Source organism: Polyangium spumosum (assembly GCF_009649845.1).
In the GTDB taxonomy this organism is placed as follows: Bacteria; Myxococcota_A; Polyangia; order Polyangiales; family Polyangiaceae; genus Polyangium; species Polyangium spumosum.
The window spans coordinates 244,922-263,554 of sequence record NZ_WJIE01000009.1 but is presented as its reverse complement, the minus strand read 5'-3'; the positions used below and the strand labels follow the sequence as shown (position 1 = coordinate 263,554).

Genomic DNA, 18,633 nt, shown 5'->3' with positions numbered 1-18,633 from the left:
TTCGGCAAGGGAGTCAGCAGAGGTGAAACGGTGGTGAAGACCGGTCCGCTGCGGGTGCTCGTCGTCGACGACTCCGCCTACAACCGCAGGAACATCGCGGACATCCTCGCCGGCAGCGACGAGGTCGAGGTCGTCGGCAAGGCGGGCGACGGGGAGGAGGCGCTGCGCCTCGCCTTGAGCCTCAAGCCGGACGTCATCACGCTCGACCTCGAGATGCCGCGGATGGACGGCTTCACCTTCCTCCGCATCCTCATGGTCCGGCAGCCGACGCCGGTGATCGTGGTGTCGAGCTACAGCCACAAGGAGAACGTCTTCAAGGCGCTCGAGCTCGGCGCCGTCGACTTCGTCGCCAAACCCACGCAAAGGCTCGCGCCCGACACCTCCTTGCGCCGCGAGATTTTGCAGAAGGTCCTCCTCGTCCGGTACCTGCGCCCGCTCGCCGCCATGAGCCAACGAAACAGCGCCATCCCGCCGCTCCCGCGCTCCACGGCCACCCCGCCGGTCCTCTCGACGCCGCAACCCGAGCAGCCGAGCGCGCGCTCCGTGGCCAACATCGCGGCGCGCTTCATCGTGGGCATCGGCTCCTCGACGGGCGGCCCCACGGCGCTGCTCGAGATCCTGAGCCGCGTCCCCGAGAAGTTCGGCGGGGCGATCCTCATCGCCCAGCACATGCCGGAGAAGTTCACGCGCACCTTCGCCGAGCGCCTCGACAGGAAGAGCGCGATCCGCGTGACCGAGGCCGTCGACGGCGACCTCGTCACGGCGCGCCGGGCCTTCATCTGCCCGGGCAAGATGTGCATGGAGGCGGTCGTCTCGCAGAACCCGAGTGGCATGGGCTGGAACGAGATCCGCCTGCGTGTCGGACCTCCCTCGCAGCACGACCGTTACATCCCGAGCGCCGACCGCCTCCTGCGTAGCCTCGCGCCCGTCGGCTCGCGGGCCTACGGCGTCATCCTCACGGGCATGGGCGACGACGGCGTCGCCGGCGCCCGCGCGATCCGGGCCGGCGGCGGGACGATCATCGCCGAGAGCGAGGAGACCGCGGTCGTGTACGGCATGCCGCGCGCGGCGGTGAAGGCGGGCGTGGTGAACGAGGTGATGGGGCTGCCGCAGATCGTGGACTGGGTCGCTGCATTGTCGTGAACGGTGCGGGGCTCCGGTCGGAGCGCGTCGTGAGGCGCGCATGACTTTTCGTGTGCAACCATCCGCGCCTCCCGCGGAAAGTTGACCCCGCGTCCCCACCATGAGACACCCGCCTTCGGGTCATGCGCTTTCGAAAGGCCGCACGCGTGTTCGTCACGGTCGGCTGGCTCCTCGCCGGCGCGCTCGTCTCCCATGCGAGCCTCGTCGAGGCCAAGCCCCCGCCCGCCGCTGCCAAGCCCAAGCCCAAGCCCACGGCCAAGAAGCCCACGGCCAAGAAGCCCGCGGCCAAGAAGCCCGCGGCCAGGAAGCCGGCCGCCAAGAAGCCCCTCACGCGTAAGCCCGGTGAGCCTGGCCAGCCCGACGAAAACGTCCGCCGCGCCATCGCGGGCGTGCCTCCGAACCCTCATCCCTCCGTGGACGAGTCCGCCGAGCTCCGCGCCCTCCGCGAGCTCGACCTCGCCCTCTTCTCTCCGGCGCCTCATGCGGGCGCCCCCTGGCCCTCGGACGATTTGCCCTCGCTCGATCGCGGCGGCCCCGTCCTCCTCGCCACGGGTGTTCCCCCCTCGCCGCCGCTGCCTGCGCCGCTCTCGCCGCCCCCACCGACGAGCGACCTCTCCTTCCTCAAGAAGCTCGACCTCCCCGACATCCCCGTCCGCTGGGATGCGCGCGTCATCCGTTACCTCGAGTTTTACAAGAACAACCCCCGCGGCCGCTCCATGGTCGCCATCTGGATGAAAAAGAGCGGCAAGTACGCCGCTGCCATTCGTCGTGTCCTCCGCGAGCAGGGTTTGCCCGAGGACATCGTCTGGCTCGCGCTCGTCGAGAGCGGCTTCAATCCCACCATTCATTCGCCCGTCGGCGCCGCCGGCCTCTGGCAGTTCATGCCCGAGGGCGCTCGTATCTATGGCCTCACCGTCGATCGCTGGATCGACGAGCGCCTCGATCCCGAGCGATCCACCCTCGCCGCCGCCCGTTACCTCGCCGACCTCCACCGCCGCTTCGGGGGCTGGGAGCTCGCCTTCGCCGCCTACAACATGGGTTATGGTGGCCTGCTCGCCTCCATTCGCAAGTACAACACCAACGACTTCTGGGAGCTCAGCCGCCTCGAAGCCGGCCTCCCCCTCGAGACGGCGCTCTACGTCCCCAAGATCGTCTCCCTCGCGATCGTCGCCAAGAACTGCGCCGTCTTCGGCTGCGACGGCCTCGAGCTCGAGCCCGCCGTCACCTTCGACAAGGTCGCCGTCGGCTCCGGCGTCGCGCTCCGCACCGTCGCGGCTGCTGCCGGCGCCGACCTCGACGCCGTCCTCGCCTTGAACCCCCAGCTCCCCGTCGGCCGCACGCCTCCGCTCGGCCCTGACGCCAAGGAGGCCGCCTCCTTCGTCGTCCGTGTCCCGCCCGGCACCGGCGCCCGCGCCGCCAAGACCGTGGCCAGGCTCCTCGAGCGCGAGGACAAACTCGAGCGCCACCTCGTCCGCTGGGGCGAATCGATCGAGGACATCGCCGCCCTCCGCGGCACCACGAAGAGCACCTTGCTCTCCTTGAATGGCCTCCGCTCGGGCGAGCACGTCCGCCCTGGCACCGTCCTTTTTGTCCCCGAGGCCGTCTCCGACAAACCCACGCTCGCCAGCGTCGTCTCCGGCGCCCCTGGCCAGAAGCCCGTCATCGTCGTCCCTGCCGAGGCCTTCTCCTACCCCGATCGTCGGCGCGTCTTTTATCGCGTCGTCGCCGGCGACACCGTCCGCGAGGTCGCCGCCGCGCTCTCCGTCTCCCCCGCCGAGCTCGCTCGCTGGAATGCCATCGACCCCTCGGCCTCCCTTCATGACGGCATGACCTTGCAGGTCTTCGTCCCGCGTGAGCGTGCCCTCGCCCATGTCCTCGTCCTGGAGGAGGCCGAGGCCCGCGTCCTGCCCGTCGGCTCCACCGAGTTCTTCACGCATTTCGAGAACTTGAAGGGCCGAAAGCGCCTGGAGATCGCCGCCGCCGAGGGCGACACCTGGCGGGGTTTGTCGAAGCGATACAATCTCAGCCTCGGCATGCTCGAGCGCATCAACCACCGCTCGCGCACGAGCGCCCTCGCCCCGGGTGACAAAGTCGTCGTCTACGTCGCGCAGCCCGCCGCCCCCAAGGCCGCGCCGCCGCCCCCGAAGGAGACCCCGGACGACAAGGCCGAGGCCGTCGCCGTCGCGCCGCCCGTCGAGGACAAACCCGCCCCGAGCGAGGACCTCGACGAGCCCAAGCCCGACGACAACGGGCCGACGAAACCCGCGACGTTCCGGAACGAGAGCAAGCCCGCCGCCGCGGCGGCGCCGTCCAAGCCGAAGGAGTCCGCGCCACCGAAGGCGCCGAAGGAGCCTCCCCCGGCCGAGCTCCCGCCCCCTGCGCCCTGATTTTCTCGTAGCCATCGAGGGCGCTGCGGGTGATGATGGAGCTGATGCGCCGCGAAAGCTCTCTGCTCCTCGCTTTGCTCCCGACCCTCGCCCTCGTCGGCTGCACGACCGACGACGGAGGCCCGCCCGAGCCGCCCCCGCTCCCCGGCCCCGCCGAATGGAACCGCGACGTCGTCCCCCCGAGCGACGACGAGGCCGCGGCGAAGCGCGATACCTGCGAGTACAAGGCCGGCATGCTCCCGGCCGAGACGCAAGGGAAGTCCCGCCCCTACGGCGCTGACATCCCCGTCGACCACATCGTGGTCCTCATGTTGGAGAATCGCTCCTTCGACCATTACTTCCAGAAGCTGCCCGAGGCTGGCCAGTCCGACGTCGACGTCGCGCCCGAGAACTACACGAACCCCGACGAGAATGGGAACCCCGTCGCCCCGTTCCGCGACACCCAGCTCTGCTTCGTGGACACGAACCACGAGTGGACCGGCACGCACGAGCAGATCAACGGCGGCCAGATGGACGGGTTTTACAAGACAAGCCACGGCTTCCACGAGCAGCCGGCCGGCGGCACCCTGGAGATGCTGAGCGGCAGCCGCGCCCTCGGCTACTACACCCAGGAGGACCTGCCGTTTTATTACTGGCTCGCGAACGAGTTCGCCATCGCGGACCGCTACTTCTCCTCGATCGCCGGCCCCACCTGGCCGAACCGCATGTTCCTCTACGCCGCGAGCTCCTTCGGCGCCGTCCACAACCAGTTCGTGACGCCCGACAAGGTCCTCTTCGATTACCTCGAGCAGCGGCAGGTCTCCTGGCGCGTCTACGTCTCCACCACCCCCGGCGCCGCGGTCTTCGTCGAGAAATACCTCGAATACAGCAAGGACGAGCACGAGCATTACGTCCCGATCGACAATTACTTCCACGACCTCGAGACGGGCAACCTGCCCCAGGTCGTGTTCGTCGATCCGGGCATCGCGCGGGAGGGTTACGCGCAGAACGACGAGCACCCGCCCGCGATCGCCATGCTCGGCGAGCAATTCACCGCCACCGTCGTCGACGCCCTCGCGAAGAGCTCGGCCTGGCCGCGCTCCGCCCTCTTCATCACGTACGACGAGCACGGCGGCCTCTACGACCACGTCGTCCCCCCGAAGGCCTGCCCGCCCGACGACATCGCCCCGGATCTGAAGGAGGGCGACACCGCCGCGGGGTTCGACACGCTCGGCGTCCGCGTCCCGCTCATCGTCGTCTCGCCCTACGCGAAGAAACATTTCGTCGATCACCGCACCTACGATCACACCTCGATCGTCCGCTTCATCGAGGCCCGCTTCCAGATGCCGGCCCTGACGAACCGCGACGCGAACGCCGAGGCGCCCTGGGAGATGTTCGATTTCGAGAATCCCCCGCACGTCGATCCGCCGGCGGTCACCATTCCCACGGTCGCCCAAGACAAACTCGATGCCTGCCAGGCGATCTTCGAGCCCTGACAACCTCTCCGCGCTCGTCCTCCTCGCAGCCCTGCTCCTCGCCGGCTGCCCGGACGAGCCGCTGGCCCCCGGCCCCGCGGACGTGAGCGCCAAAGGCGACGCGTCCGCGGCCCTCCCGCCCGAGCCTCCCTCTTCTCCGCTCACGCATATCGTCGAAGAACCCGCGCGCCGCGGCATCGCCGCCCTCGAAGCCCTCGCCGCCGCGATGCCCGAGGGCCGCGGCGACTCCGATCCCCATTACCTCGACCTCCGCCGCGCCCTGGCCGCGGGCGCGCCGCTCTGGCGCAGGCCCGAGAGCCTCGGCGGCGACGTCGTCTTCGGCCCTCCGCGCTCGATCGACGAGGGCGGCGGCGCGCTCCTCCGCCTCGACGCCGCCCTCGTCCGCGGCGACGCCGCCGCCGCGCGCCCCGAAAGGGTCGCCCTCGAGCGCGCCTTGCGCCTCTTCCTCGGCGAGGCCCGCCGCCTCCCGCCTGCCCCTCCGGCCGTCGCGCATGCCCTCTCGCTCGCCGCGTACGACCTCGGCGCCCTCGCGCTCGAATCGATCCAGGGCGTCCCCGAGAGCTCCGCCGCCGTGCTCGCCGACCTCCGCGGCACCCTCGATTTCATCGAGAATGCCGCCGAGGCCCTCCTGACGACGGGAAATGCCCGGGCCGCGGCCGCCCTCGCGTCCGTCCAGGAAGCCGCCCGGCCCCTCCGCGCCCGCCTCGACGCCGCCAGGACCGCCGACGACCTCGACGACCGCGCGAGCTTCGTCCTCGGCGCCGGCCGCCTCGGCGTCGCCCTTCGCCGCCTCGCCTCGGCCGCCGCCCTCCCCGTCCGCGTGCCTTATCATGCCCGGATCCCCGCCGCGAACGGGGGCTCGGACGAGCCCATCTCGGCCCTCACCCTCCCCGCCCCGCGCAGCCGCCCCCGCAAGGACGGCGCGAGCCAGGCCGAATATGCCGCGCTGGGCAAGAAGCTCTTCTTCGACAAACGTTTGTCGAAAAACAACGTCCGTTCCTGCGCCACCTGCCACGTCCCCGAACGGGGTTATGCGGACGGCCTCCCCCGCCCGCCCTCGCTCGACCCGGCCGTCACGCTCCGCCACACCCCCACCTTGCTTTATGCCCCCCTGCACGCCGCGCAGCTCTGGGACGGCCGCGCGCTCACGCCCGAGCGCCAGGCCCTCGGGGTCATTCATGCCCGCGCCGAAATGGGGCTCGAGCCCGGCGAGCTCGCCCTTGCGATCGAATCGGCCGCCGATCTACGCGCCCTCTTCCAGGCGCTCCCCACCCCCGGCGTGAGCGCCGACAACGTCGGCCGCGCCCTCGCCGCTTTTCAATCCGAGGCGCTCGTCCCCGGCGACGCCCCCATCGATCGGTTCGCCCGCGGCGACGAGGCCGCGCTCTCGTCCGAGAGCCGCCGCGGCCTCGACGTCTTCGCTGGCAAGGGCCGCTGCGCTCGCTGCCACATCCCGCCTTTCTTCGGCGGCTCCCGTCCTCACGATTTCGCCGTCCCCGTCTTCGCCGTCCTCGGCGTCCCCGACAAACCCGGCGGCGCCAAACTCGACCCCGACCGCGGCCGCGGCGCGGTCACCGGGCGCGCCCTGGACGAGGGCGCGTTCAAGACCCCGACGACCCGCAACCTCGCCCGCACCGCCCCCTACTTCCACCACGGCGCCTTCCGCACCCTCGAGGAGGTCGTCGATTTCTACGACAAGGGCGGCGGCAAGGCCCTCGGGATCGCCGTCCCGAACCAGGACCCCGACGTGCGCCCGCTCGGTTTGTCCAAAGGCGACAAACGCGCCCTCCTCACCTTCCTGCGCGAGGCGCTCCTCGACAAAACGCCGGCCGAGAAGCTCGTCGTGTCCCCGCGTTAATCGCCTGCCTTCGCGGGCAATTCGAAGAAGAACACCGCGCCCCCCGCCTCCTGGTTCTCGTATCCCAGGCGGCCGCCGTGCATCACCACGATCGTCTTCGCGATGTAGAGCCCGAGCCCCGTCCCGCCGACGCTCCGCGTGCTCGACGCGTCCGCCTGGGAGAACCGCCGGAATATTTTCTCGCGAAATGCCGCCGGCACCCCGGGCCCCCGATCCGCCACCTCCACGCGAAACCCCTCCGGGATCACGCGCGCGCGGACGTGCACGACCTCCCCGGCCGGCGAGTGCTTGATCGCGTTCGACAGGAAATTGAGCACCACCTGCTGAATTCGTTGCGGATCGACGAACACCGGCATTGGCCCGGCCACGTCCGTCTCCACGGCGATGTCCTTCGCGCGGGCCACCGGCGCGTGCGCCTCCACGGCGCCCCGCACCACGTCCGCGAGGTCCGTGTCCGCCATCGTCAACGAAATGCCCCCCGCCGCGAGCTTTCGTACGTCGAGCAGATCGTCCACGAGCCGCCCGAGGCGCTGCACGTTCTCCGACGCCATCTGCAAGAGCTCGACGCGCAGCTCCGGCTCCGCCTCCGCGACGCCCCCCACGACGAGCCCGATCGCGCCCCGGATCGCCGTCAGCGGCGTGCGCAGCTCGTGGCTCACCACGCTCACGAGCTCGTCCTTCGCGCGCTCCGCCTCGATACGCGCCGTCATATCGTGCGCGCTCACCAGAATGGCGGGGTTGCCCGTCACCGGATCCGGGATGGGACGCGCCGACACCGAGAACCACCGCCGCCCCTGGGTCGTCACGACCTCCACGTCCTCGAAGAACGGCTCGCCTCCCGCGACCTCTGCGAGCACGCGCGCCCCCTCTCCGGGCTCGGCGAAGATCCCCTGGAACGAAAACGAATTGCCGAACGTCTCACGCGCCCGCGTATTCGCCTGCAAGAGCGAGCCATCGAGCGCGTGCGTCGTCACCACGAGCGGCGCATACCGCACGGCCTCCGCGGCGCGCACCACCTCGGGGTCCAGCGCGTCCCGGAGCTCGGTCGCCTCGACGAGGAGCCATACGCGGCCGTCCGGCAGCGGGAATGGCGCGTAACTCATGTAGACACGGACGACCTCTCCCTTCGGATAGATCGTCCGCTCCGCCCCGAAGCGCTCGCCTTGCGCCACGCGGTCCCGTAGCTGCTGCACGGTCGCGCGCATCGTCGGCGACGGCGTCAGGTCCCGGTTGATGAGCTCGTCGAGATCCGCGGCGCGCCACAGGGCCACGGCCGCGTGGTTCGCCCACGCGATGCGGACCTCCTCCGGGACCGTGATCCACACGGCGTGACCGAGCAAATCCAGGATCTCGAGGCGGGGATCGGCGAGAGGCGAGAAACGCATGGGCGGCTCCCGCGGCGAACGCCCTCCGCGGCGGAGCGAGGAGACGGCGCGAGGCAAAGAACCATTCTAGTCGCGGACGCGAGCGGGGTGGGGTAAAAAGCGACGCCACGCGTGGGTGTCGATGGACACTGCCATCGGGGAGACCCACGCGTCACGAGCGTCGACGCAGAGAGAGGCCCCCGGAGAGCACGATGGACAAACGACGGGACCCAAAGGCGAAAGGCCAAGCGCCCGAGCAAGCAGAGCCCCTGCCGCTCGAGGAAGAGGAGCTCGCCGAAGGCGAGGAGGACGAAGAGGAGGACGACGACGAGCTCGGCCCGACGGTCGTCCTCGGTCGATTCGGTGATCTGCGTGGCTTCGCCGACGCCACGCTCGTCAAGAAGCACGCCGAGAAGCCCGTCTGGTTCCTGATCGAGGACGACGCGGACCTCATGGAGCTCTTCGTGCGGCATCCCGAGAAGCCCGCGCCGCGCGCGAGCACCGAGGCCCTGCTCGGCGTCCTCCGCTCGTTCGCCGCGGCCGAAAGCGAGGCGCTCCAGGCCGTGCTCGGCCCGACCGATCAGATCGGCTTCGGGTATCACGAGAACGCCTCGTTCGACGACGTCGTCACGTCGTTCGAGGACGATGGATTCGAGGTCGCCTTTGCGCTCTACGAGGGGAAGGTCGTGCCGGAGGACGAAGAGGACGACGAATGACCTCTGCGTCGGGCGTGGCGCTTTACCGCCCTGCCAGAGACGAATGAGCCGGGGAACCTTCGACATTCCCGCCTGTCGATCCCGGCCTCCTCATGCGTCTGCGTCGCCCCTCGCCTGCCGCCGCCGTGCTCGTCGCCCTCGCCGCTGCCTCGGCGGCCTGTTTGCCCGGCGCGCGCCCCCCCAGGCCGCCCTCGGCGCCCGTCCGCGGCGAGCTCGCCCCTCGCCCGGCCCTCGCCCCGCGCGCGCCCGAGGCCGGCCCGCTGCGCGTCGTCTTCGCCGGCCCGAACGGCGAGGCCGGCGAGCGCCCCGAGATCACGATCGTCTTCAACAAACCCCTACGCGCGCTCGGATCGGATCCTCGCGCCCCCGAGGCCCCCGTCCGCCTCACCCCCGCGATCCCCGGGGCCTTCTCCTGGATCGGCTCGACCGCGCTTCGGTTCGTCCCGGCAAAACCATTGCCTCACGCCACGCCCTTTCGTGTCGAGGTCCCCGCGGGCACCCGCGCGCTCGACGGCAGCCTCCTCGACGAGCCCTTTGCCTTTTCTTTTTCGACCCCGAGGCCCTCCCTCTCCGGCAGCGAGCCCGCCGAGGGCGCGACCGGCATCCGCCCGGACGCCACGATCACCCTGTTTTTCACGCAGCCCGTCAGCGCCGCGGAGCTCTCGCGCGCCGTCACGATCGAGGCGAAAGGCCGCCCCGTCGCGTATTCGATCGCCGAGATGAAGGACCATCGCGCCGTCCTCTCCCCGCGCGCCCCGCTCCCGCGCGACGCCGACGTCCGCGTCCGCGTCGACGCCTCGCTCCGCGGCGCCGAGGGTGAGCTCTCCGCGGGCAAGGCCGAGGAGATTCGATTCCGCACCCTGGGCCCCGCCGGCCTCGCCTCTTTGGTTTGTCCCCCCCACCCCGTCGAAAAAGGCCGCTGCGATCCGACCGAACGCGCGCTCACCCTCACGTTCGCGACGCCCATGCCCGACGAGGTCCTCGAGCGCGCCCTCGTCATCGATCCCCGCCCCGACTCGCTCTCCGTCCACGGCTCCTACGAGGACGGCGACGCGAGCCGCAGCTTTCAGGTGCACGCCGACTTCGATCCCGGACAAACCTATCGTGTCGAGCTCCGCGCCCGCGCCTCCGGCCGCGCCTCCCAGGACATCCACGGCCAGCCCCTCCGCGACGAGCGGCGCGAGGTCCGTTTCGGCGATCTGCCCGCCGAGGTCGTCTTCGGCGCCACGGGCACGTACTGGATCCCCGAAAAACGCGTCTTGCCGATCGGCGTGACGAACGCGATCGATACGTCGATCTCGATGGTCCCCCTCGACCCGAGCGGGGTCCTCGCGCGGCTCGCCGGCAATGAAATCCCGCTCCCGCCGCCCTCGGCTCCCCTGAGCTTCGTGGTCCCCGCGGGCAAACGCAACGAAGACCATTGGTCGCGCCTCGTCGTCGAGGACCTCTTGCCCCCGGGCGTGAAGAGCGGCCCCGTGCTCGCCCGCGCCACGTATCGCGACGCGCCCGGCGCGGCGCCCCGGACGATCACGCGGGAAATGCAATTGACAGACCTCGGACCGCTGACGAAGATCGCCCCGGACGAGGCGCTCGTCTGGCTCACGCGCCTCTCGAATGCGTCGCCCTCGAGAGGCGCGCGGGTCGAGATCCACCACGTGCCTCGCGGCGGCGCGCCCGCGCTCCTCGGCGCGGCCGAGGTGGACGAAAAAGGCCTGGCGGCCATTCCCTTGCGCCTGCCCCCTCGAGCGGCGGGGCGACCCTCGGGCACGCTCGCCCTCGTCGCGCGGAGCGGCGACGATTGGATGTACCAGACCCTCGAAGCCCCGCCCGCGCCCGAGCCCGTCGGCCGCGTCTTCTCCGCCCGCGGAATCTATCGGCCCGGCGAACGCGTGGAGCTCAAAGGGATCCTCCGCGTCCCCGTCACGGCGGGCCTCATGACGCCGAGCGGCCGCGAGATCACGCTCCGGGTCCTCGATCCCGAGCGCCGCCCTATCACCACCTCGCGGCACGTGCTCTCGCGCTTCGGCACGTTCTCCACGCTCGTGCCCCTCGCCGAGGAGGCCCCGCTCGGGCGTTATCGAGTCGAGGTCGAGCTCGACGGCGAGAAGATCTACTGGGGCTTCTCGGTGGACCATTACCGCCCCGTCGAGAGCAAGGCCGACGTGCGCCTCGACAAACCGGTCTACGAGCCTGGTGAACGGATGACCTGCACCGCGCGGGGCGAGATGCTCTACGGCGCCCCGATGGCCGGCGGCCGCGCCTCCTTCGTCGTGACCCGCCGCTCGGCCGAGGCCCAGGTCCCCGGCCTCGACGATCACGTGTTCAGCGAGCACGACCTGCGGGTGTCCGAGGCGCAGATCGCGCAGGGCACGGGCAAGCTCGACGGGAAGGGCGCCTTCTCGCTCGGGGTCCCCGCCGTATTGCCCGGCCAAACGACGGTCGAGTCGGTCGCCTGCAAGGTCGAGATCATGGACCTCAACCGGGAGAGCCGATATGCCGAGGCGAGCGCCACGGTCTACCCCGCCGACGTGCTCGTCGCGCTCGCCGAGGAGGAGCGATACTGGCTGAAGCCGGGGGACAAACTCGCGCCCCGGGTCCTCGTGGTGACGCCGAAAGGAGAGCGACGCGCGCTCCCGGTCCACGTCGAATTCTCGCGCCGCATCCGCCGCGAGAACAACGTCGTCGAGGACCACCCGATCAGCGCCTGCGACGTCACGACCGGCCCCACGCCGGTCTCCTGTGAGTTCCAGGTCCCGACGCTCGGCGTCGGGGCCGACGACGAGGTGGAGCTCATCGTCCGCGCCACCACCCGGGACGGCAAAGGCCGCCGCGCCGCGGCCTCCTATTCAATTCGTCTCGAGCCCACGACCACGCCCGCCCCCTCGGCGCCGCCTCCTCCGCCACCGCCTCCGCCGCCCCCGCCGCCGCCCCCCGAGCCCCTTCCGCCGGAGCTCGTCCTGCGCCTCGAACGAAGCGACTATCGGGTCGGACAAACCGCCCGCTTCGTCGTCGAATCTCCGCATTCGAAGCCGAGCCCGGCCCTCTTCACGATGGAGCGCGAGGGCCTGCTCTACCAGCGTGTCGTGACCCTCGAACCACACGGCAAAAAGACGACCGTCGAGGTGCCGATCACGTTCTCCATGATGCCAAACGCCGACGTGACGGTCACCACGCTCTCGGGCCCTCGATCCGAGTCACAGCGCGCGTCCATCGAGGTCAGCGCTCGGTCCCGCATGCTCGACGTCGAGGTGCGCCCGAGCAAGCTCCACGCGGCGCCCGGCGAGACGCTCGACGTCGAGGTCGTCGCGAAAGACGCCGCGGGCAAACCCGTGCGGGCCGAAATCACGTTGTGGGCCGCGGACGAGGGCTCGCTCTTGCTCACGTGGTACCGAACGCCCGAGCCTCATGCTGCGCTCTATTCGACACGTTATCCGAGCGTCTGGACGAAAGACGCGCGCCACGACCTCCTCCGCACCTTCTCGGGGGGCCACCGCGCGAAGCCGCCCCAGGTCCGCATGGGCGCGACCAGCGTCGCCCCCCACCGCGGCGATTTTCGACAAACGGTGTTTTTCTTGCCAGACCTCGTCACGGACGCCGCGGGCCGCGTCAAGCGCCGCGTCACCTTGCCCGACGGCCTCACGGCTTATCGATTCATGGCCGTCGCGGTCACCGAGGACGACCGCACGGGCTCCGATGACGAGACGGTCGTCACCTCGAAGCCCCTCATGGCGCGCCCGAGCGTCCCCGCGGTTTTGCGCGCCGGAGATCGATTCGAGGCCTCCGTCGTCCTCTCCGCCCTCGACCTCCCTCGCGGCTCGGCCGTGGTGACCGCGAATGCAGTCGGCCTCACGCCTGCGGGCCCGATGCGCCGCGAGGCCACGGTCGACCCCGAAGAACCCGCCGTCCTGCGTTTTCCCTTCCGCGCCGAGCGCGCCGGAGAGGCCCACCTCTCGTTCGAGGCGCGATTGAAGGAGAGCGGCCGCCCGGAGACCGACGGCGTCGACCTCAAAAGGGACATTTCCGTGCCCACGACGCTCGAAACCGCGGCCCTCACCGGCGAGACGTCCGCGGCCGTCGCCGAGCGCCTCGGGGACCTCGCCGGGATCCGCGCGGATACGGGTGGGCTCTCGATCTCGCTCGCCTCGACCCCGCTCTCGGGCCTCGCCGGCGGCATCGAGCAGCTCGTCGAATACCCTCATGGTTGCACCGAGCAGACCGTGAGCCGCATGGTCCCGCTCCTCGCGCTGCGCGACCTCGCCGATTCCCTCGGCGTGCCTCTCGTGCCCGGACAACCTGGACCGCAAAAAGGCAGCGAGGTCGACGCCGCGCTCCGGGGCGCGGTGGACAGGTTGCTCACGCATCAACAAAAGGACGGCAGCTTCGGCCTCTGGCCCGGCTCGGCCGAGGGAGACCCCTACATCACCGCGTATGCGCTCTGGGGCCTCGACGAGGCGCGCCGCCGCGGCCTACCCGTCCCCGAGGCGACCCTCGACCGCGCCGCTCGTTCCCTCGCGAATGCCCTCGCGGCCCCGTTCGCCGCGGCAAACCCTTCCTCGCTCGAACGATCCGCGTTCGCGCTCGACGTCCTCGCCATGGCCCGCCGGCCCGACGAACCCCGCATGCGCGCCCTCTTCGACGAGCGCGCCCGGATGTCTCCGTTCGCCCGCGCCCTCCTGCTCCACGCGTTCGCCGTCTCGGGCCACGGCGGCGAGGACGCCGCCCGCGAGCTCCTCCGCGACCTCGAAACCAATATGCGGATCGACGGCCCCGCGGCGCACCTCGTGGCCGCGTCCGAGAGGCCCTCCCCATTTCGTGATTTCGACTCCGGCGTGCGCACCGATGCCGCGGGGCTGCTCGCGATCGTCGCGACGAACCCCGCGCACCCGCTCGCCGCCCGCCTCGCGCGTGGCATCGTGGACGCGCGGGCCGGCGGCGCCTACCGCACGACCCACGAGGCCGGCTGGGCGCTGCTCGCGCTCGACGCGTTCCGCAAGAAAAACCCCGCCCCCGCCGATCCCGTGCAGGCGCGGGTCTTCCTCGGAGATACCCTGCTCGCGGACGCGCGCCTCGGCGGCGAATCCGGAAAACTCCGCCGGACGGCCTTCGTCTCGATGTCCGATCTCCTCCGCAGCCGCGGCGCGCCGCTCACCTTCGAGGCCACGTCTCGGGGCCACCTCCATTACGAGGCCGTCCTCCGCTACGCTCGCGAGGACATGCCACGCGAGCCGCTCGACGCCGGGTTTTACGTGACAAAATCCTTCCGCCCCGTCGCGGATCTCGGCGGCCCCGTCCTCGCGCCTCTCTCCGGCGAGCCCGCGTTTGATCCCGGGCAGGTCGTGCTCTGCGAGATCGAGGTCGTCACGCCCGCGCCGCGCCGCTTCGTCGTCCTCGAAGACCCGGTCCCCGGCGGACTCGAGCCGCTGCGCCTCGCCCGCGACGTGGGCGGCCCCTGGCTCGCGAAGCTCGAAGCGACGCCGGCCGAGCGGCGTGAAATGCGCGACGACCGCGTCGTTTATTTCATCGACGCCTTGCCGGCGGGCATTTCGAGATATCGGTACCTCGCCCGCGCGGCCCACGTGGGTCGATTCGTGGCGCCGCCGACGCGGATCGAGGAGATGTACGCGCCGGAGACGTTCGGGCGGACGGGGGGGTCGTTCGTTCGGGTGGGGTCGAAATGAGCGCCTTCAGGGAGGCGAGCCGATCCATTCGAGGGCCGCGTCGCGTGTCTCGAACGCCCCGAACCACGCGCCGCGCCGCTCCTCGGCCATCATCTCCCCGAAGCGGCTGCTATAGCTGACGCTCCCCGGCGGGCAGACGACGGCGAGGCGGATTCGATACAGCCTCAATTTGTGCAGGATCTCTCCGGCCTCGCCCGAGCTCAGGTCGAAGAAGGCCGCCGGCAGGTTCGCCGCGTAAAGGAGGGCAGAGCCCGCGCCGCTCGAAAACGAGGCCTCGATCACGCGATCGACATCCCGAGCGCTCGCCAGGAACGCCTGGCCCGGCTGGCCTTCCACGACCTTCTCCTCACCCACGTCGACGCTCACGAGCTCCATCGCGGCCCAGGAAAGCGCGGATGCGCGCTTCCGTCAACCGTGACGGCGCCCGGAGGTCACCGGCAAACGTCGTCCCGGGAGAACGATGCGTTCCAGCGGTGCGGCACCTCGCAAGGCGTGGCGTACACGCAGCATTCGCCCGTCGCCGGGTTTCTCGCGTACGTGATTGCCTGCACGCACGCCCCGACGACCTCCGGCGTCCGGGCCAGCGCATTCGGGCAGCCGCGACCGCCGCGCGCGAGATCCCCCTTCGGCGGCGAATCGCCGCTCGGCCTGTAATCGAGCCTCGGCGGGAGACGCGCCCCGAGATCGATCCGGGGCCTCACGAGCCCCTTCGGCGTGAGGGCCCCGGAATCACCCTTCGGCAGGATCGGCGCGAATTCGCCCTTCGGCGCGGTCGGGGAGACCGGCGCGAATTCGCCCTTCGACGGGAGCTCGGCCGTCGGCTCGGGCGCCTTCGTGACGTCGGCGGGCTCGGCCGGCGCGCCCTCCTCCGGCCCCTCCTTTGCCGGGATCTCGGGCGTCTCCTCGCCCTTCGAGATCTCTCCTTTCGAGATCTCCCCCTTCGTGATCTCGCCCGGCAGAGGCGCTTCGATCTCCTTGCCCTCGTCCAGCGGCTCGCCCGTCGACGGACCCGCGTCGGCCTCGTTTTGCGTCCCGTCGGCCTCGTCGCTCGGCAGGCCTTCTTCTGCGCCGCTCTGCGAGCCCTCCGGGGCCCCCTTGCCCTCCTCGACGCTCGGCACGCTCTCCTTTCCGAGCACGTATTCCTCCGCCGGACCGCTCACACAAGCGGCGAGCGCGAGGCCGAGGAAAGGCAGAACCGCGGCGCGCGCGATCGTGAATGAACGCATGGGCCAATCCCTCCGTCCTTATGATTTTCCCGGCTGCCCATGACGGCAACCGCCTCCAGGCACTGCAAAGCAAGGACCACCCCGATCCGCTGAGAAACCCGTGCGCGTCCGCCTGCCTTGAAAGGTTGCCTCACCCGCGTCTTCGGGGTTCGCTGGAGCCTGGAGAGCCGGGGCCTCGCCGCTTGACAGCCGTACGACCCTGCGACGACAATGCCGCCCTCCCGAACGGCCGTGGTGGAGGTCCTCGTGACGCGCAATGACTCCTTCGATCCGCAAGCGTTCCGTCAAGAATCCCTCGAGAGGGTGCTCCGCGAACAGGGGCGCACCTCGCCCCTCCCCCCGTGGATCCGCCATCCGGAGATCCCGCGCTACTCCATCGGCTGGCGCATGGGCTACGGCGAGGATTACATGACGATCTGGTGGCACTGGGCCGAAGGACGCTCGGCCGAGGAGAAGACGGCATACTTCCGCGAATTCGCGCCCATCCAGACCGAATGGGTCGATTGGGTCGGGATGCAGATCGTAATGGACGAGGAGGAGGAGGACGACGACGCGGCCCCCTCGCTCGAGGACGACATCCGAAAATACGGCGAGGCCATCGCGCACCTCGGCCTCTACGACGTCGAAGCCTGGCAGGCCTATCTGAAGGCGGCGCCCACGGACGAAGAGGTTTGATACGAATCGAGATTCATGTCCCCACGGTTCCTCGGGTCTTGCTCGCGCGGGGCTCGTCGTTGGCGGGCCCGGGCGCCCCGCGGCGCGCGCTCGGAAAGATCCCCGTGACGAGCTCGCGGTGCTGCGGCGCCTCGTCGACGACGCGCACGTGCACGCCCTCGCGGCGCGGCGCGCGCGCCTCCTCCGCGGCGGAGACCTCCAAGCTCGTGTCCACGCGTAATGGCAATTCGACGGTGAACGTCGCCCCGAGCCCCTTGCCCGGGCTCTCGGCGACGACCGCGCCGCCGTGCGCCTCCACGAGATAGCGCACGATCGAGAGCCCCAGGCCGAGGCCCCCGTGGCTGCGGGTCGACGAGCTGTCGCCCTGCCGGAAACGCTCGAACACGTGCGGCAAGGTCTGGGGCGGGATCCCCACGCCGTCGTCCTTCACCCAGACGATCACCTTGTCGCCGCGACGGCCGCCGATCTCCACCGTGCCGCCGGCCGGCGTGAATTTGAGCGCATTGCCGAGGAGGTTCTCGAAGATCTGCCGCAGCCGGAGGTCGTCGCCGAGGACCGGCAGCGGGCCGCCCCCCTCGAACGCGGTCTTCAGCACGATCCCCTTCACCTCCGCGAGCGGGCGCATCACCCGGACGGCGTGCCCGAGGGGCTCGACGAGGTCGACGTCCTCATAATCGAGCTGCAACGTGCCCGCGATCATGCTCGTCGTGTCCATCAGATCCTCGATCAGCCGCGCCTGCGCCTGCGCGTTCCGCTCGATCGTCTCGAGGGCCTTGCCGCGGCTCGCCTCCGGCACCGAGTCGCGCCGCAGAATGCTGGTCCATCCGAGGATCGCCGTGAGCGGCGTGCGGAGCTCGTGCGAGATGACCCCCAGGAACTCGTCTTTCAGCCGGCTCGCCTCCTGGACCGCGCGATAGAGCCGAGCGCGATCGATCGCCATGGCCGCGCGCCGCGAGAGCTCGTCCACGAGCGCGCGCTCGGGCTCCGTCACGTATCGTCCCGGCGTCCCGGCGAGCAGCGTCATGTGGCCAAACGCGTGCCCCTGCATCACGATGGGCACGATGAGCAGCGAATGAATGCCGCGCTCCTCGAGCTCCACGCGCGTGGCGAGGTCGAGGTCCGACAAGCCGAAGGCACGCCCTGGCGGCGCGACGCCGAGCAATGGCTCGGCATAGGCGGCCCCTCGCCCGAGCGCCGCGAGGCAATAACGTTCGCCCGCCTCCTGCACGTGAATCGTGCACCCTTCGGCGAACGTCGGCACGAGCAGCCGCGCCATGGCCGCGAGCGTGCTCTCGTATTCCAGCGACGCGCCGAGGACGCCGCTCACCTCGGCGAGCAGCCGCTGCCCCTCCTCGGCGCGCCGGCGCGCCGTGACGTCGCGCGAAATGCCCACGAGGCCGATCACCCGCCCCTCCTCGTCGTACCAGGGCCCCTTCATCGATTGCCAGAACCGCGTGGTCCCCCCGCTCGTGGTCGACGAGCATTCGTAGATCGTCGTCTGCCGGCGGGTGATGACCTCCCGGTCCCGCTGCGCGATCTCGTCGGCGTCCTCCCGGGCGAAGAGCGTCTTGTCGTCCTTGCCCACGACGTCCTCCGGCTCGAGCCCGAAGACACGCGCGCCGGCCGAGTTGATCATCACGTACCGGAGGTTCAGGTCCTTGACGAAGACGCAGTCGTGCGTCCCCTCGGTGACGGCGCGCAAGAGCTGCCGCGAGAGCCGCAACGCCGAGAGCTCCGCCTCCTCCGCGAGCACCCGCGAGAGGGCCGGAGCGCAATGCTTGGCCAGCCGGGACAAACGCGCCTTCGTGGCCCCGTGCGGGCAGAGCCCCTCGAATGCGATCACGCCGAGGACTCTGTCCCCGACGGCGAGCCGCGCGGCCCACCCGTCGCGCCCCGCCATACGCACCCGCGTCGGCCCCGGCGCCCGGAGGGCCTCGGAGAGCCCGCGCGGGGCCGGATCATTCGTACCAGGGACGGAGAGCTCGTCGGCGACGAGGACCGCGAGCACGCCCGACGTCGCCCCGAGGGCCCGCGCGCCCTCGCGGGCCACCGCCGCCGCCACCTCCCGCGGCCGCCTGCAGGCGTGCAGCGCGTACACGAAGGCCCCGAGG

General features: G+C 70.7%; 11 protein-coding genes. 7 read left to right on the top strand and 4 right to left on the bottom strand.

The window, feature by feature from the left end; all coding sequences use genetic code 11:
* Positions 1–33: 33 nt before the first annotated feature.
* The 4 genes from cheB to GF068_RS28925 all read left to right on the top strand — a co-directional run bounded on the left by cheB (position 34) and on the right by GF068_RS28925 (position 6,863).
* Positions 34–1,143, top strand: a complete 1,110-nt coding sequence (gene cheB / locus GF068_RS28940) for a chemotaxis-specific protein-glutamate methyltransferase CheB (protein ID WP_338046611.1) — start codon at positions 34–36, stop codon at positions 1,141–1,143.
* 122 nt (positions 1,144–1,265) lie between these two features.
* On the top strand, positions 1,266–3,530 hold the full coding sequence (locus GF068_RS46490; protein ID WP_153822723.1) for a LysM peptidoglycan-binding domain-containing protein: 2,265 nt from the start codon (positions 1,266–1,268) through the stop codon (positions 3,528–3,530).
* Between the two features lie 44 nt (positions 3,531–3,574).
* Positions 3,575–5,005, top strand: a complete 1,431-nt coding sequence (locus GF068_RS28930; protein WP_153822722.1) for a phospholipase C — start codon at positions 3,575–3,577, stop codon at positions 5,003–5,005.
* Complete coding sequence (locus GF068_RS28925; protein ID WP_153822721.1) at positions 4,977–6,863, top strand: cytochrome-c peroxidase; 1,887 nt, start codon at positions 4,977–4,979, stop codon at positions 6,861–6,863. Before GF068_RS28930 ends, GF068_RS28925 begins: the two co-directional genes overlap by 29 nt.
* On the opposite strand, the gene GF068_RS28920 is transcribed toward GF068_RS28925, so the two are convergent.
* The gene (locus GF068_RS28920; RefSeq protein ID WP_153822720.1) at positions 6,860–8,248 is read right to left on the bottom strand and encodes a sensor histidine kinase; all 1,389 of its coding nucleotides are present in this window, start codon (positions 8,246–8,248) and stop codon (positions 6,860–6,862) included. The two genes, GF068_RS28925 and GF068_RS28920, sit on opposite strands and share 4 nt — an antisense overlap.
* Before the next feature lie 191 nt (positions 8,249–8,439).
* Between GF068_RS28920 and GF068_RS28915 the strand changes: the two genes are divergently transcribed.
* Both GF068_RS28915 and GF068_RS28910 read left to right on the top strand, forming a co-directional pair.
* A complete protein-coding gene (locus GF068_RS28915; protein ID WP_153822719.1) occupies positions 8,440–8,943 on the top strand; it encodes a hypothetical protein in 504 nt (167 codons plus the stop codon).
* 92 nt (positions 8,944–9,035) lie between these two features.
* Complete coding sequence (locus tag GF068_RS28910; protein ID WP_153822718.1) at positions 9,036–14,621, top strand: Ig-like domain-containing alpha-2-macroglobulin family protein; 5,586 nt, start codon at positions 9,036–9,038, stop codon at positions 14,619–14,621.
* 6 nt (positions 14,622–14,627) lie between these two features.
* Here GF068_RS28910 and GF068_RS28905 read toward each other — a convergent pair whose 3' ends face one another.
* On the bottom strand, positions 14,628–14,996 hold the full coding sequence (locus GF068_RS28905) for a DUF4180 domain-containing protein (protein ID WP_153822717.1): 369 nt from the start codon (positions 14,994–14,996) through the stop codon (positions 14,628–14,630).
* Positions 14,997–15,052: 56 nt separating this feature from the next.
* Positions 15,053–15,847 (bottom strand): hypothetical protein, encoded by a 795-nt coding sequence (locus tag GF068_RS28900; protein WP_153822716.1) that lies wholly within the window; start codon positions 15,845–15,847, stop codon positions 15,053–15,055.
* 210 nt (positions 15,848–16,057) lie between these two features.
* Here GF068_RS28900 and GF068_RS28895 point away from each other — a divergent pair, with 210 nt between their 5' ends.
* Complete coding sequence (locus GF068_RS28895) at positions 16,058–16,522, top strand: hypothetical protein (protein WP_153822715.1); 465 nt, start codon at positions 16,058–16,060, stop codon at positions 16,520–16,522.
* A gap of 13 nt (positions 16,523–16,535) precedes the next feature.
* Here GF068_RS28895 and GF068_RS28890 read toward each other — a convergent pair whose 3' ends face one another.
* Positions 16,536–18,620 (bottom strand): ATP-binding protein, encoded by a 2,085-nt coding sequence (locus GF068_RS28890; protein WP_153822714.1) that lies wholly within the window; start codon positions 18,618–18,620, stop codon positions 16,536–16,538.
* Between the last annotated feature and the right edge of the window lie 13 nt (positions 18,621–18,633).

What these genes read in the sequence shown, in the direction of transcription:
- GF068_RS46490 (WP_153822723.1), top strand. Translation starts at nt 1,266, where the DNA reads ATGCGCTTTCGAAAGGCCGCACGCGTGTTCGTCACGGTCGGCTGGCTC.
- GF068_RS28930 (WP_153822722.1), top strand. Translation starts at nt 3,575, where the DNA reads ATGCGCCGCGAAAGCTCTCTGCTCCTCGCTTTGCTCCCGACCCTCGCC.
- GF068_RS28925 (WP_153822721.1), top strand. Translation starts at nt 4,977, where the DNA reads ATGCCTGCCAGGCGATCTTCGAGCCCTGACAACCTCTCCGCGCTCGTC.
- GF068_RS28920 (WP_153822720.1), bottom strand. Translation starts at nt 8,248, where the DNA reads ATGCGTTTCTCGCCTCTCGCCGATCCCCGCCTCGAGATCCTGGATTTG.
- GF068_RS28915 (WP_153822719.1), top strand. Translation starts at nt 8,440, where the DNA reads ATGGACAAACGACGGGACCCAAAGGCGAAAGGCCAAGCGCCCGAGCAA.
- GF068_RS28910 (WP_153822718.1), top strand. Translation starts at nt 9,036, where the DNA reads ATGCGTCTGCGTCGCCCCTCGCCTGCCGCCGCCGTGCTCGTCGCCCTC.
- GF068_RS28905 (WP_153822717.1), bottom strand. Translation starts at nt 14,996, where the DNA reads ATGGAGCTCGTGAGCGTCGACGTGGGTGAGGAGAAGGTCGTGGAAGGC.
- GF068_RS28900 (WP_153822716.1), bottom strand. Translation starts at nt 15,847, where the DNA reads ATGCGTTCATTCACGATCGCGCGCGCCGCGGTTCTGCCTTTCCTCGGC.
- GF068_RS28895 (WP_153822715.1), top strand. Translation starts at nt 16,058, where the DNA reads ATGCCGCCCTCCCGAACGGCCGTGGTGGAGGTCCTCGTGACGCGCAAT.